This is a genomic window from Streptomyces gottesmaniae (assembly GCF_031845845.1).
Classification (GTDB): Bacteria; Actinomycetota; Actinomycetes; order Streptomycetales; family Streptomycetaceae; genus Streptomyces; species Streptomyces akebiae.
In genome coordinates, this window is sequence record NZ_JAVRFJ010000066.1 from 1 (window position 1) to 13,383 (window position 13,383).

The following is a 13,383-nucleotide window of genomic DNA, read 5'->3' on the forward strand; positions in this document are numbered from 1 at the left end:
GGCGCATCCCACGCCCCCACCACCCCCGCCGCCGGCTGGCCCTGCGGAGGCGTCGGGCCCGGGGCGGCGGGGGTGGTGGGGGCGTGGGATGCGCCGGGTGACGCGGGCACGCTGGGCACGCCGGGTGCCACGGGTGCACCAGGGACGGCGGGGGTGCCCGGTGTGCCGGGCTCGCTCGGGGCGCTGTCGGTGCCGGGAGTGCCGTAGGCGCCGGGTGCGTCGGGCGCGGTGGAGGCGACGGGCGCCTGAGGCGCACCGGCCGCGTCAGGGGAGGCGGGCTCGCCGGGGGCGGGGGAGGCAGCGGGAGTAGGGGGCCCGACGGGGGCGCCGGGTGCGGCGTCGATCGGGGTGCCCCAGGCCGCGGGGGCACCCTGTGGAGCCTGCGGGGTTTCCGGCTGCTGCGGAGGTACGGACGGTTCCCCCTGCGCGTGCGCAGCCTGCTGCTCGGGCGTCCCGGGGGACCCCTGCGAGGCCTCGGCCGGCGGCGTGGACGGCGGCCACTGCGCTGCCGGTGCGGGCGCGACAGGCGCCGCGAGCTGGAACGCGGGCGGCAGGGGCGGAAGCGCGCTGTGCGGCGGCGCCGGTGGGGGAGTCCAGGCGGAGGTCCCCTGAGGCGCACCACCCGGGGCACCCGGAGCGGGCGCGCTGGGCGGGGTGTTGGGCGCACCGGTCTGAAGCACGGGTTGAGGCGTACCCGGCTGAGACGCTGCGGCCGAGGGCGCGGCCTCGTCGGCTTGGACGTCCTCGGTAGTCGCGCTCTGGGGCAAAGAGTCCTGCACAGCGGCGTTCTGAGGTGTGTCGCCCTGAGGCGCGGAATCCTGTGGGTCGGCTCCCGTCTGCTCCGCCCCGTCGGAGGCGGAGTCCGGGGTGATGTCGCTGCCTGACGGTTCGACCCCAGCGACCTCGGCCTCGGCTCCGGTCCCGGCCTCGCCGGACGCACCCGCGTCACTTGTACCGTCAGCAGCACCGCCGTCGCCGTCCTGCCCGGCGCTGCCCTGCGTCCCCTGCACCGCCTCGTCGGCAGACGCATCTGCGGGCTGCGCGGCGCCACCCGCGCCCTGCTCGGCGATGTCGGGAACAGCGGCGGTCGTACCGGCCTCGCTCACTCCCTCGACACCCGCGCCACCGTTTGCCGCACTCGCACTCGCAGACTCGGCCGAGCCACCAGCACCAGCACCAGCACCCGAGATCTCTTGCTTCAACGCGGCGGCGGAGATCCGCATGGTCGCGCCACTCTCGATGTCCCCGCTCTCCGCACCGGCCTCGGGCGCGGCAGCAACCGGCGGCCAGGGCGGAGCCGAATGCGCACCACCCGGAACGCCCCCCTCGGCCGACGCGGCCTCGGGATCCGTCCCCGTCCCCGTACCGGGACCCGTACCCGGTCCCGAACCCGGCCCTCCCGGCGAGGCGTTCTGCGTATACCAGGCAGGCGGCGCGTAGTCGATGGTGAACTCGCCCGTCGTCTCGACGGCGGACTCCGCGTCGGACTGGTCATCGCCGGGTGTGGCCCAGCCCCCGCGGATCCCGTCCCGATCGCTGTTCACAATTCCTCCTGGTGTGGTCGAGCACCCTCGAAGCGTGCCGGGGCCGACCGTTCTGGTCGTTCGAGCCGTGTTGTCGTGACGTCGTGATGCGCGCCCCCGGTCCCAGCCTAATCACCACGAGCGCGACGACGGCAGGCCCGTCCACCCCTCCGCGCCCGCCCGCTCCGTCACAGCCTGCCCTGAGATGGCATCACATCCCCAACTAGTGTGCACAAAAGGGTCATTGCAGGTGAACAGCTCGAAAGGGGGAGGAGACCGGACCGACAACAGTCCGCCCGCGTAACGGGGGTCACTCCAAGCAGAGCCGCGTGTCTCTGTGTCGTATCCGCCGTGGCCGTGGCCGTGGCCGTAGCCGTCAATCCATCCGGCGAGGCGTGCCCAGCAGTCCGGTCTCGGCGTCGGTCGGTTGGGTCATCACATACTGCCGGTCGCGGTCGGCGCACCAGAGGGTGACACCGTCGGCGAGCGTCGGCAGCGCCTCGACGTCCGCCCGGGGAAGAGCCATGGTGCGCCCCAATTCCGCCGCCTCGTCGGGCGAGACCCGCTGCACACCGACGAGGCGGGCCTGCCGGATGAGCCGGGGGGCGACCGGACTGAGGTACGGCAGCAGTGTCAGTACCGCCTGCCAGGGCCCGGAGACTACTCGGCCGCGCGGCGGACGCATACCGCAGTCGCGCACGACGAGCACGGGACCGCCTGCCGACGCACCCTGCGGCGGAACCCGCCCGACGTCGTACACGGCCAGGCCGTTCTGTCCGCCGCCCATGGCGTGCACCAGCTGCATCCAGGCCTGCGCCCTCCCGGTCTCCACGGCGACCCGTGCCCCCGTGGCCGCCGCCCGCAGGGCGAGCACCTGGGCGGTCCACAGTCCGCCGATCAGGACGACGTCGTAGGGAGTGGGCCGGTTGATCCCGAGGACGGCGGGCCGGCTCTCGGAGTCGACACCGATGACGACGCCGTCGTCCCCGACGGGCAGCGCGAGCGAGTCGAACTCCTCGATCGACAGGGCGTGTCGTCCGTGTCGGGGCCCGATCAGCCCGAACCCGGCACGCAGCCGTTCGCGTACCCGCTCGCCCACGGAGGGCTCAGGGGAGGCGAACCCCGGGGCACCGGAAGCGGGGGCCACGGCGCCGGAGTCGGGTGCGTACGGGTCCGTACCGGTCGTGCTCATCAGCGGACACCTCCGAGGGGCAGAGTGGCGAGGATCCCGGGCAGCTGTTCACGGTCGAGCCGTGCGAGCCCGGCTCCGGCCTGCCGGGCGGCCTGCTCCAACTCCCTTCGGGCGGCGACGAGTTCGTCGTCACTGCGTCCCGTCACCCGTACATGCCCGGTGACCGTCATCTCCTGCCGCACTCCGCGCGCCAGGGTCAGACTGAAGGTGGTGGCGAGCGCGGGCAGCGCCGTCAGCTGTCCCACGAGCTGCGGCAGCGACTGACCCGGACCCCCCAACTGCGGCCACCGGCGTACCCAGTACGTCGTGTGTCGGCGGTTGTCGCACCGCCAGTTGCGCCCGGACTCCTCCGTCCGCCGTTGCGGAGTCTCCGTACGCCCCGCCTCGGCCGTCACCAGGGGGTTGGCGCAGGCGGAGGTGGCGACGGCGGCGATCAGCTCCTGCTCGTCGAGCACGGTCGTGCGGAAACCGGCGCCGGTCAGCCGACTGGCCAGATGGTCCGCGACCCGAACGACACACTTCTGCGCCCCCGGCAGCCCGCCTCCGCGCGCTGCCACGGCCTCCGGGCAGAGTTCGGGGTCGAGCTTCAGCGCGATCCAGGTGATCCGTATCGCCGGCGTACCCGTCCGGGCCTGTAGCGGCGCGTAGTTGCTGACGGCCACCGACTGCTGGGGCAAGTGGATCGCGGGGGCCGGCTGGGTGTGCAGCACGATCTGCGCCCCCTCCAACCGGATCCCGTCCACCTCCAGCGCGTCCCGCACCAGGCTCAGCGGCAACGGCTGCCGGCTCCGATCCGCCCGCAGCGCAGTCGCGTCCGCCTCCACCTGCAACACCGCGCTGACGAACGTTCCGTCCCCGATGATCCCGACGCTTCGCCGGTCCCGTCCGCCGTAGGCGTAGGTCCGCAACGTCGGGTCGCACTCCACCGCGGGCGCGAGCCCCGGTTCGGTCCCGGGGGGTATCACCGCGGTGGCCGCCCTGCGCTGCCGCGCCTTCAACCCCCGTGCGGTGGCCAGCCACCCGGGCAGAGAGCGACCCCGACGCCGCACCACGGCGAGCAGGACGAGCAGGATCGCGACGAGGGTCGCGGGCACGAGAGCGACCGGGTGCACGGCCCAGCCGAGGAGCAGCACGGCGGCCGCTGCCTCGACGAGGAGCGCCTGCTGCAACCGGAATGCTCCGAAGTATCCGGAACCGGCCTTGAGGTGCGGTGCGAACGGACCGGGTGTCGGTGTCGTCATCGAGGACGAAGACGAGGACGAGGGCCGAGCCGAGGAGAGCGACGAAGAGGAGGGCGCGGACGGGTGCGCGGGCGAAGGCGAGAGCGCGGACGGCGACGGCGCTGAGCCGGTGGGAACGGAACGCGAGTCGGCCGCTGGTACGCGCGACCGCGATCGCGCCCGGCTTGCGGAAGCCATTGCTGCAAACCCCCCGTAGTCACCTGAAACGACCCACTCGACAGCGGCCTCGATGGTGGAACGAACCCTACCCGCCACACACGCGCGACGGCCCAACGGGCATAGTAGGGGCCGGTCTGACAGCGGAGGGCGGGGGCGATGGCCCCCGGGCGCGGTACGGGGAGACACAGGCACTCATGGCATCACGGCGGGATGAGCTCAACGCCTACACGTTCGCGAAGCGACGCACTCTCGCGGCCTTTCTCCAGCCGTCCCCCTGGGGTTCGGAGGAAGGCGCTCCCAGGCCGCTGCGGGCGGTCGTGCCGAGTCTGATCGCCGGAGCCCTCGTCCTGGGCGTGTTCGGAGCCTGGGGCATGTTCCAGCCCACCGCGCCCAAGGACTGGAACCGGCCGGGCACTCGCGTCATCGTGGGCAAGCAGTCCACGACGCGCTACGTGGTCCTCAAGACCGACGGGACCACCCGTCTGCACCCCGTGCTGAACTTGGCCTCGGCCCGGCTGCTCATGAACGGCGCCGACTACCAGGTCGTCCAGATCAGCGACAAGATCCTCGACTCGGGCAAGCCGCCCCGTGGCCCCATCCTCGGCATCCCCTACGCCCCGGACCGGCTGCCGACCGCCGACGAGGCGGGCAGCGCCAAGCGTTGGGCGGTCTGCGAGCAGCCCGGCGGCAAGGGCAGCACCGTTCAGGAGGCGACGTTCGTCCTCGCCGACCGGGACGTGCGGAGGACGGACGGCTCCGAACGCCTCTCCGGCGGCGAGGTGCTGTACGTCAAGACCCGCGCCGGGGACCGCTATCTGGTGGACGCAGCCGGGAAGGCTTATCCCGTCGCGGGCGAGGCGGCGGACGAGGACGATCAGAAGTTGACGGAGACGCTCGTCGGCTCCAAGCAGCCACAGCTGGTCACCAAGGAGTGGATCGAGACCCTGCACCGGGGCGACCCGATCTCGTTTCCCCGACTCCCTCCCGGAGTCGGCTCCCCCGCCGGGGCGCAGGGACAGCTCTCCGACGAGGAGAACAGGGTCGGCATGGTCCTTGTGACGGAGACGGGCGAGGGCGAGAAGTACTACGTCGTCCTGCCGGGCGAGGTGAAGCCCATCAGCGCGTTCACCGCCTGGCTGCTCATCAACTCGCCACAGTCCGCCGTCCTGAACATGAACAGCGAGGCGGCGAAGGTGGGGCTCCAGGACTTCACCGCCGACGGCACTCCCTTCGCAGGTCAGCCCTCGGACTGGCCGACGCAGCGCGCCTCCATGGTCAACTCGGCGTCCGTGGAGTCGGGTCGCAACACCGTGTGCAACGTCCTCAGCGACGTCGACGACGACAACCGCACCACGCTCCGGACCTGGGCGGGCACCGAGTACCCCGCCGAGATCGCCGCAGGCGGCACGAGCACGTACGTCACTCCGGGAACGGGACTGCTCTACACCCAGATCCAGGGCACCGACAGCGACTCGGGATCGCTCTTCCTGGTGACGGACACCGGCCTCAGGTACGCCGTTCAGGCGAACGGCGACAGCGACAGCGAGCGGTCCGGCGTCGGTGTGGACGGTGAGAAGAGGACGTCGGACGGGACACCGGAGCCGAGCGAGGCCCAGGTGAAGCTCGGCTACGCGAACGTCCGGCCGGCGAAGGTCCCCCTGGTCTGGTCGGAGTTCCTCGCCAAAGGCCCCCGCCTGGACACCAACAGCGCCCGTCAGCCGCAGGGTTCGTGAACGCGAGCGCATGCGCACCACCCCAGTAGCGGCTCCACAGCACAGAAGGACGGGAGCGACGTACAGGTGTCGCCGAAGAAGACAACTCTGCCGGCCGTGGCCGCACTGCTGACGATGCTGAGCACCGCTGCGCCCGGGGCCGGCCCGGAGTCGCCCGGTGGTACGTCCGACACGCGCGTGCGGCTCGACGGCAGCGGTGCGTGCACGTTCCCGGCCAAGCAGATCAAGGGCACGCCCTGGGCGCTGCAGCGTGTGCTCCTGGACGAACTCTGGCAGGGCACCGACAAGGGCCAGGGCATCCGGGTGGCGGTCATCGACACCGGAGTCGACGACCGGAACCCACAGCTGAAGGGAGCGGTCGACAAGGCGGCCGGCCGTGACTTCCTGGCCGAGGGCAAGGGCGCCGACCCCACGAACGACCGGGAGGGACACGGGACGAAGGTCGCGGGCATCATCGCGGCCCGGCCGCACGACGGCACGGGCTTCGTAGGCCTCGCCCCCAACGCCACGATCATCCCGATCCGCCAGAACGACGCCGAGAACAGCGGCGACTCGGACTCCATGGCGGAGGCGATCACCTACGCCGTCTCCCGCGGCGCCGACGTCATCAACATCTCGCAGGACACGACCAAGCCCTTGTCCGGCACCTCCAGGCTCGCGCAGGCGGTCCGCACCGCCATCGAGCGCGACGTCGTCGTGGTCGCCTCCGCAGGCAACGACGGCCTCGACGGCACATACAAGAACACTTACCCGGCCGCCTTCCCCGGCGTCCTCGCGGTGGCGTCCTCGGACCGCAACAACGAGCGGGCGTCCTTCTCCCAGGCGGGCGCATTCGTGGGTGTGGCGGCTCCCGGCGTCGACATCGTGTCCACGGTCCCTGGCGGCGGTCAGTGCACGGACAACGGCACCAGCTTCTCCGCTCCGTTCGTCGCCGGGGTCGCCGCGCTCCTCAAGGAGAAGCACCGGGACTGGTCGACCGCCCAGATCGTGACCCAGATCGAGCAGACGGCCGAACGCTCCGTCAACGGCCGCGACAACTTCGTCGGCTGGGGAGTGGTCGACCCGGTCCGCGCCGTCCAGGACTCCGACGTGGCCGACCCGCCCTCGTCGCCGACCCCGGACCCCGGAGTGTCCAAGGCCCCGGCCCCCGACACCGCCCGCTTCTCGCTCGCCGAGACCCCACAGGAACGCGACGAGCGCTACGCCACGTACGCCCTCGGCCTCGCCGCGGCCGTGGTCACGGTCATCGCCGGCATGGCGGTCGTCTTGCGCGATCTGCGCCGCCGACACCGCGGAAAGGGCGCTTGATCATGACCTTCGGGCCGCCTCCCTCCCCGTTCACCGCGTCCGCTGACACGGCGCGGACCGCGCGCCGACGCCGTACGAGACTGCTGGGTTCAGTGGCGGTCGCCGTGGTTGCCGCGCTGTGCGCGGGCGCCGGGCTGCTGGCGTACGCGACCGGCGACGATCCCACCCCCGCCGGCACAAGGCCGGCCGCCGCCCCCCCAGCACCCGGATGACGTCCGTGAGACCGTCGAGAAGCGCCCCCGCACCACGAGTGGACGGATGGCGTTCCGTTTCTCCGTCGACGACGTGGGCGCGGGCGAGCACACCGAGATGCCGGGACTGTGGGCCACGGACACGATCCTCGCCAAGGGCATCAACCGCACGCTCGTGGGCTACGAGGTCGGCCAGGACGTGACCCTGGGCGACGAGGCCTGGCGGGTCCGACTGGACGGCCCGATCTGCGGTACGACGCACCATGTGACCGCCGACGGCCGTACGGTGGTGCTGTTCAGGGCGGACTCGGGGGAGCAGGCGCTCTGCGACCACGTGGCGTTCCTCGACCTCGACACGGGCAGGAAGCTCTGGCAGAAGGTCCTCCCCTCTACCGGCTCACCGCACTATGCCGAGACCCTGCCCAGCGTCACCCTGACCAGGGGCACCGTGGCTGTGACGTGGAGCAAGGGATCGAGCGCGTACGCGATGTCCTCGGGCGAGGAACTCTGGCGCAAGCGGCGCACCGACGGCTGCCGGGACACGGGCAGCGCAGGCGGAAAGGCCCTGCTGATCCGCGACACCTGCGTCGTCAGAAAGACGCTCGATCAGACCTTCCGGATCCGCAGGGTCGACCCTCGCACCGGCGAGGTGCGGTGGACGTACGACGTCACCAAGGGCGTCCGGAACGTCTACCTGATGTCCAGCGAACCGGCCGTCCTCGGCACCGCGGCAGGCGATGTCGACATCACCGACCTGATCACGCTCGATGAGAACGGTGACCACCGCGCGACGATCAGCCTGGGCAACGGCACGTATGTCGCCGACTGCGCCAGCCAGACGAATGTCAACACGATCGACGACTGTCCGTCCGTGGTGGTCGGAGACGGTCAGGTCTTCCTGGAGAGCAGGGAAGACCCGGACCAGACAGCCGAGGCGAACTCCAACTGGATCATCGGGTTCGACGTCGGAACGGGAAAGACGACGAAGAAGTTCGAGTCGGGCCACAACCAACTCCTCCACCCCTTGCGCATGAGCGGCGACCGACTCCTCGCCTATCGGGAGAGCACCGACAACATCAGGCCCTACGGCCTCGTCAGCATCGACCCCCGAACCGGCAAGGAAACGCCCTACTACTACTTCGGCCTTCCCATCGAGGCGACGATCCTGGCGACCCCGAAACTGGTCGACATCCGCGTCCAGAACGGCCGCCTCTTCTTCGGAGTGCGGGTGGCGACGGGCCCGGACGACGGCCAGGAGAAGAAGTGGGTGTGGCTGGTGCTGGGCATCGAGGCCATGCGACCCGGGACGTGAGGTGGGTCCCCGGGGTCCGGAGAGTCACGCATCGGACCCCGGGACGGCGGCTACCTCACCTCTCCTGCTGCGCGTCGCCGGCCCCTTGCTCCAGCCCGCCGTTGTGAGGTGCCGGCTCCAGGTCGAACTCCCCGTCCCGCGCACCGAGCACGAAGGCCCGCCACTCGGCCTCGGTGTACCGCAGCACGGTGTCCGGATCGAGCGACGACCTCATGGCCACGGCACCCTCGGGCAAGTACGCGATTTCCACCCGCTCCTCATGCTCCTCGGTACCGGGCGCGCTGTGCCACTCCACCCCCGAGATGTCGAGCGAGTAGAGCTCGTCCTTCTCCCGCTCTTTGCGTTCCTTGAGTGCTTCCTCAGCACCCTTGTCCAGCCCATCGGCCATGACGGCGCGGTCCCTTCCCGACGTACGAACGAGCTACGGACTCACAGTACTTGTGCGGTGACACATCCGTGGCCGGCAAACAGAACAGCGATGCGTCACACCCCGCGCTCCCCATATCACACCCTGTCGACACCCAGCATTCCTGCTGCGCCCGTTGTCGCGTTACCTGCCCGTCCCCTGAGCCGCCCCTGAACTGTCCATGAAGACTTTGCAGTTGGAAGCGTCACGTCAAGTGACTAGAGTGACGTGCCGTATCACGTGACTGATACGGCACGGGGGCGGTGTGACGCTCTGACGGCGCGACGCGCGCTGATCACAGTGATTCTTGCCCGCCTGAACCATCTGGGCGCCCGGCCTCGATGGACGCGTCACGGCGGTCCCTGCCGCCGTCACATCAAGAGGAGGGTGGAGAACCTGTGAGTGGGACCCCGGACCAGAAACGCGAGAACGACCAACTCATCGCGCTGGCCAACAAGATCCAGAACTTCCACGTCGAGGTGAGCCGTCGTGTGACGTCGCTCAATACCGTGGTGGACATGATCCAGGGCGGCTGGCAGGGCGCGGCGAGCCAGGAGTACGACAGGGTGCAGCGAGAGGTGAACGTCCACCTCAAGAAGCTCCAGGACAACCTCGTCGACCTGGAAGACGTCATGCGCATGGCCGTCAACGGGTTCGACGAGCATGAGCAGGAGCGCATCGCGGAGATCCGGAAGGTGGACAACTCCTCGGAGTCCCAGGCCCAGGCCGAGGCCGGGATGAGGGGCCAGACGTACACCACCGACCGCATCACCAGCCTCGCCTGAGCCACGGAGGAAACCCACGATGAGCACCAGCCATGACCGCACAGCGATCAGCTACGCCACAGTCACCCAGGCCGCGAGCGACGTCCGCAAGACCGCCACGGACCTGACCCAGGAGCTCGAAGCCCTCATGCAGGAGGTGAAGCGCGTCGCCGAGACCTGGGAAGGTGAGGCGAAGACCGCCTACGGGGACATCCAGCGCAAGAACACCACCGAGATGCAGGCGATGACCGAAAAGCTCAACTTCATCGCCACCCTCCTGGACAGGTCCGTCGTCGGCTACCAGGGCACAGACCTGGACGGCGCGAAGCGCATCCGCATGTTGATGGGCTGAAACACGGCTGAGGGGCGGGGAAGTCGGCGGGATACGCTGCCTCCCCCGCCGAGGCCGTCGAGAAGACGGTTATCCAACACCGCGCCCTGCTTCCCGAGCGGGAGGAGAGCAGCCCGGTCCGCCTCGACCTACTCGTGAACGCCACGGAACTCGCGCCGCGTCCCTCGGGCGGAACCGGAATGCCCACGACATCCAAGCCGCAAACGCAAGTGGATATAGGTCGATTACTGGCATATCGCCAAGGATTCGCGTGTGCAGGCGGGTTGTGCGTGAGCCGGGAGTGCATCCCGGACGTGAGTCAGCGTGCGGAGCGCAATTGGGTCGGCTGATTGCAGAGATCATCGCGAGTACGGTGGGTTGGCGTGCCCGGATGGACTTAAGAGGAATTCATGACGTTCGAGCAAGAGTGGGCCGAACTACGCGCGGCGGCGGCCGAACGGACTGCCATGCAGATCAACAGCGTTCCGACCGAAGGCGGCGGAGGTGGTGGCGGGAAAGACCTGGTGGTCAATCGGGACGACCTCGGCGCAATCGGCAATGACGCGTATGACCTGCTGGGTCGGCTGGCGAAGGAGGGCGACATCGCCCGTCCCGCCACGTTCGACGCGGCGATAGCGCTGACCAACGGGAACTTCGTGAGCGGTTCGGCCGTGCTGAAGGTGCACGACTACTGGCAGACCCACCTGAGGACCCTGCTGGACGCCTGCGCGCAGATTTCGAATCACCTCGATTACAGCAAGGCCCAGCATGCCAAGGACGAGGTGAAGATCGTGGGAGATCTGACCCGGATATCCGCGCTCACGGAATACATGAAATAGGGCTCGGGGGAGCGCACACATTGCTGAAGTACGAGGACATCATCGACGCCCCGGTGGCGAAGCTGAAGGCCGCCGTCGACGACTGGTCGGAGATGGCGAAGAAGCTGGACACTCTCGCCACGGACGCCTCCGACGGGATGAAGGCCAAGGCGGACAGAGCGGCGTGGGAGGGTGTCAACGCAGGGGTCACCAGGGCGTTCATCGGTAAGACGGCCAAGGAGTTCGCGGATGCCGCGGCCGAGGCCAAGGGCGTGAAGCAGATCCTGGAAGAGGGTCACGCGGCCATCAAGAAGGCCAAGGACGACCTGATCAACATCCGGGACCACGAGGGGCCTGCGGCCGGCGTCCGGGTGGACGGCAAAGGCAAGGTCACGGCGAAGAACCCGTTGTCCGAGATCCCCGGGGCGCTGCACGACCCCGACTACAAAGAGCCTTTGCAGCAGGAGGCGCGGAACATCGAGTCGTGGCAGAAGAGGATCGACCTCATCGTCGACAACTGCAACGACACCGACGTCGCCCTCAAGAACACCCTTGAGGCCAATGTCACCGACCGCAAGGACTTCAGCGCTCCGACGTACACGAAGCTGGACCAGGAGGAAGCCGCCCGCGCCGCCGCGCTGGCGGGCAAGGGCCAGAACCTCACACACTCCGAACTGCAGGAGCTTAACGAGCTGCTGAAGGACAACAGCAAGTCGGTTGGGTTCTCCAAGGGCTTCTACGAGAAGCTCGGCCCCGAGAAGTCGCTGGCGTTCTTCGGCCAGCTCTCCACGGACACGTACGAGTACAACAAGGTTGACTCGCAGCGCCTCAAGGACGTCCAGCAGCTCCAGGAGAACCTCGGCCTCAACCTGGCCACCGCCTCCCATGACAGGGAATTCTCCGACAAGTGGGGTCCGGAGCTCCGCAAGTTGGGTACGGAGCGCATCCCGCTGTCCAAGCAAGACTACGGCGGGACGTTCGGATACCAGCTGCTCGGCGGGATCATGCGATACGGGAACTACGACGCGAAGTTCCTCAACCCGATCGCCGAACACGTGGCGCAGCTGCACGCGAAGGACCCGGACATGTTCGCCGACACCAAGATGGTGAACAGTCCGTTCAAGAACCCGTACAACCCCTCCGGCGTGAACGGGCCCGGCTACGACCCGGCCACCGCCATGCTGGAAGCGCTCGGCAACAGTCCGGAGGCGGCGAAGAAGTTCTTCACCGACCCGCCGACCGCGTACAACGAGGACGGCACGGTCAACCGCGGTGCCACGGCCGACCTCGGGAAAGACAAGGACGGCCAGGCGATCGACAACTACTTCGACTTCTTCGGCAACGAGAAGTGGGAGTCCTTCCCCGACGTCAACTCGGTCGACGAGCACAAGGCGTCCCTCGACCAGATGCCCGACGCCCTCGGCCACGCCCTGGAGGCAGCGACCCTCGGCTACCCGGCCGGGCACCCGGACGCCGGCGTGGTGCGGGACGCGGACAACGCCGCGGTCATGCAGCAGGTCATGGAGAAGTACGGTGCGGACCCGGGTCTGCTGAAGGAGCACCACGAGGCGTTGGCCGACAGCCTGGGCGTCATGGGCGGCGGCTACATCGACGACATCAACTGGGCGCTGGACAAGAACCATCCGGAGAGCGTGTTCGCGCCGGGCAAGAATCCGGAGGGGCACCTCGACTTCGCGAACACCGGGGACGGGAACGGGCGGAGTATCGTCCGGGGCTTCCTCAGTACCCTGGGGCAGCACCCGGATGCCTATGCGACGGTCTCGGCCGCGGAGCAGGTTTATACCCGTAGCGTGCTGGAAGCAGCAGTGGGCCCGGACGGAAAGATTGACGATGAGGTCGCTGCCAGGGCCAGGGCGACCGTGCTCGTGGGCGCCGAGGTGCAGGGCATGCTCGACCAGTCCCGGGCCGACCAGGTGGAGGCGACGAACCTCAAGACCCACGAGGACTACGAGAAGGCGGTCGCCAAGCGAGCGGGCTGGGTCCAGTTCGGGGCTGCGGCGGGCATCGCGGCGGGCGTCGCCTTCCTTCCCGCGACCGCGGCCGTGGGCACGGCCGCGGTGCTCATCCCGCTGGCGACGGATACCGCCGCTGGAGCTGCCTCACAGGTTATCGGTCAGATGGTTGGCGACATGTCCGACAAATCTGTGGATGAGCACAAGGAGAAGATGGAAGACCTCACCGACACGGAGAAGAAGGCGATCTACTCCGCCGGTGAGAGCATGGCCGAGGCCCCGATGACGGATTTCATGGAGCATCACGGTGTGCACAAGAACAGCGAGTTCAGGCAGGAAGTACGCGAATCAATGCTGATCGGCTACGGGGTCGGCAACGACCGGGAGAACCAGCAGGGCAACGCCCCGGAGACCGGCTGAGGCCGGTGGACT

The 13,383-nt window shown here is 69.2% G+C and carries 10 protein-coding genes and 2 pseudogenes; 8 read left to right on the forward strand and 4 right to left on the reverse strand.

The genetic code is table 11. From position 1 onward, the window contains the following. Window positions 1–207: pseudogene (locus tag RM704_RS42745) on the forward strand (ice-binding family protein); the annotation flags it as partial. A gap of 1,208 nt (window positions 208–1,415) precedes the next feature. Here RM704_RS42745 and RM704_RS45245 read toward each other — a convergent pair. The 3 genes and pseudogenes from RM704_RS45245 to eccE form a co-directional block, all read right to left on the reverse strand. Beyond that, window positions 1,416–1,544: pseudogene (locus RM704_RS45245) on the reverse strand (SCO5717 family growth-regulating ATPase); the annotation flags it as partial. Between the two features lie 355 nt (window positions 1,545–1,899). Next, entirely contained in the window at window positions 1,900–2,715 is an 816-nt protein-coding gene (locus RM704_RS42750) for a hypothetical protein (RefSeq protein WP_052146213.1), read from the reverse strand. Beyond that, complete coding sequence (eccE, locus tag RM704_RS42755; RefSeq protein ID WP_078937255.1) at window positions 2,715–3,956, reverse strand: type VII secretion protein EccE; 1,242 nt, start codon at window positions 3,954–3,956, stop codon at window positions 2,715–2,717. The genes RM704_RS42750 and eccE overlap by 1 nt, the downstream gene beginning before the upstream one ends. A 353-nt stretch (window positions 3,957–4,309) precedes the next feature. Between eccE and eccB the strand changes: the two genes are divergently transcribed. The 3 genes from eccB to RM704_RS42770 all read left to right on the forward strand — a co-directional run bounded on the left by eccB (window position 4,310) and on the right by RM704_RS42770 (window position 8,659). Next, on the forward strand, window positions 4,310–5,848 hold the full coding sequence (gene eccB, locus RM704_RS42760) for a type VII secretion protein EccB (protein ID WP_033529285.1): 1,539 nt from the start codon (window positions 4,310–4,312) through the stop codon (window positions 5,846–5,848). Between the two features lie 114 nt (window positions 5,849–5,962). Next, window positions 5,963–7,156 carry a type VII secretion-associated serine protease mycosin gene (gene mycP / locus RM704_RS42765; RefSeq protein WP_052146217.1) on the forward strand — a complete coding sequence of 398 codons (1,194 nt, stop codon included), beginning with the start codon at window positions 5,963–5,965 and terminating at the stop codon, window positions 7,154–7,156. Between the two features lie 258 nt (window positions 7,157–7,414). Further along, window positions 7,415–8,659 (forward strand): outer membrane protein assembly factor BamB family protein, encoded by a 1,245-nt coding sequence (locus tag RM704_RS42770; RefSeq protein WP_052146212.1) that lies wholly within the window; start codon window positions 7,415–7,417, stop codon window positions 8,657–8,659. A 55-nt stretch (window positions 8,660–8,714) separates the two neighbouring features. Here the strand turns inward: RM704_RS42770 and RM704_RS42775 are convergent, their stop codons facing one another. Continuing rightward, window positions 8,715–9,047 carry a DUF397 domain-containing protein gene (locus RM704_RS42775; protein WP_033529283.1) on the reverse strand — a complete coding sequence of 111 codons (333 nt, stop codon included), beginning with the start codon at window positions 9,045–9,047 and terminating at the stop codon, window positions 8,715–8,717. 416 nt (window positions 9,048–9,463) lie between these two features. Between RM704_RS42775 and RM704_RS42780 the strand changes: the two genes are divergently transcribed. The 4 genes from RM704_RS42780 to RM704_RS42795 all read left to right on the forward strand — a co-directional run bounded on the left by RM704_RS42780 (window position 9,464) and on the right by RM704_RS42795 (window position 13,371). Further along, on the forward strand, window positions 9,464–9,850 hold the full coding sequence (locus tag RM704_RS42780) for a WXG100 family type VII secretion target (protein WP_259407691.1): 387 nt from the start codon (window positions 9,464–9,466) through the stop codon (window positions 9,848–9,850). Window positions 9,851–9,869: 19 nt separating this feature from the next. After that, on the forward strand, window positions 9,870–10,181 hold the full coding sequence (locus RM704_RS42785) for a WXG100 family type VII secretion target (protein WP_033529282.1): 312 nt from the start codon (window positions 9,870–9,872) through the stop codon (window positions 10,179–10,181). Window positions 10,182–10,570: 389 nt separating this feature from the next. Beyond that, a complete protein-coding gene (locus RM704_RS42790; protein WP_033529281.1) occupies window positions 10,571–10,999 on the forward strand; it encodes a hypothetical protein in 429 nt (142 codons plus the stop codon). A gap of 20 nt (window positions 11,000–11,019) precedes the next feature. Continuing rightward, window positions 11,020–13,371 (forward strand): hypothetical protein, encoded by a 2,352-nt coding sequence (locus RM704_RS42795; protein ID WP_033529280.1) that lies wholly within the window; start codon window positions 11,020–11,022, stop codon window positions 13,369–13,371. Window positions 13,372–13,383 lie beyond the last annotated feature (12 nt).

Excerpts from the sequence above, each read along its gene's own strand:
- RM704_RS42750 (WP_052146213.1), bottom strand. The coding sequence starts at position 2,715 with ATGAGCACGACCGGTACGGACCCGTACGCACCCGACTCCGGCGCCGTG.
- RM704_RS42770 (WP_052146212.1), top strand. The coding sequence starts at position 7,415 with ATGGCGTTCCGTTTCTCCGTCGACGACGTGGGCGCGGGCGAGCACACC.
- eccE (WP_078937255.1), bottom strand. The coding sequence starts at position 3,956 with ATGACGACACCGACACCCGGTCCGTTCGCACCGCACCTCAAGGCCGGT.
- RM704_RS42785 (WP_033529282.1), top strand. The coding sequence starts at position 9,870 with ATGAGCACCAGCCATGACCGCACAGCGATCAGCTACGCCACAGTCACC.
- RM704_RS42790 (WP_033529281.1), top strand. The coding sequence starts at position 10,571 with ATGACGTTCGAGCAAGAGTGGGCCGAACTACGCGCGGCGGCGGCCGAA.
- RM704_RS42775 (WP_033529283.1), bottom strand. The coding sequence starts at position 9,047 with ATGGCCGATGGGCTGGACAAGGGTGCTGAGGAAGCACTCAAGGAACGC.
- eccB (WP_033529285.1), top strand. The coding sequence starts at position 4,310 with ATGGCATCACGGCGGGATGAGCTCAACGCCTACACGTTCGCGAAGCGA.
- mycP (WP_052146217.1), top strand. The coding sequence starts at position 5,963 with ATGCTGAGCACCGCTGCGCCCGGGGCCGGCCCGGAGTCGCCCGGTGGT.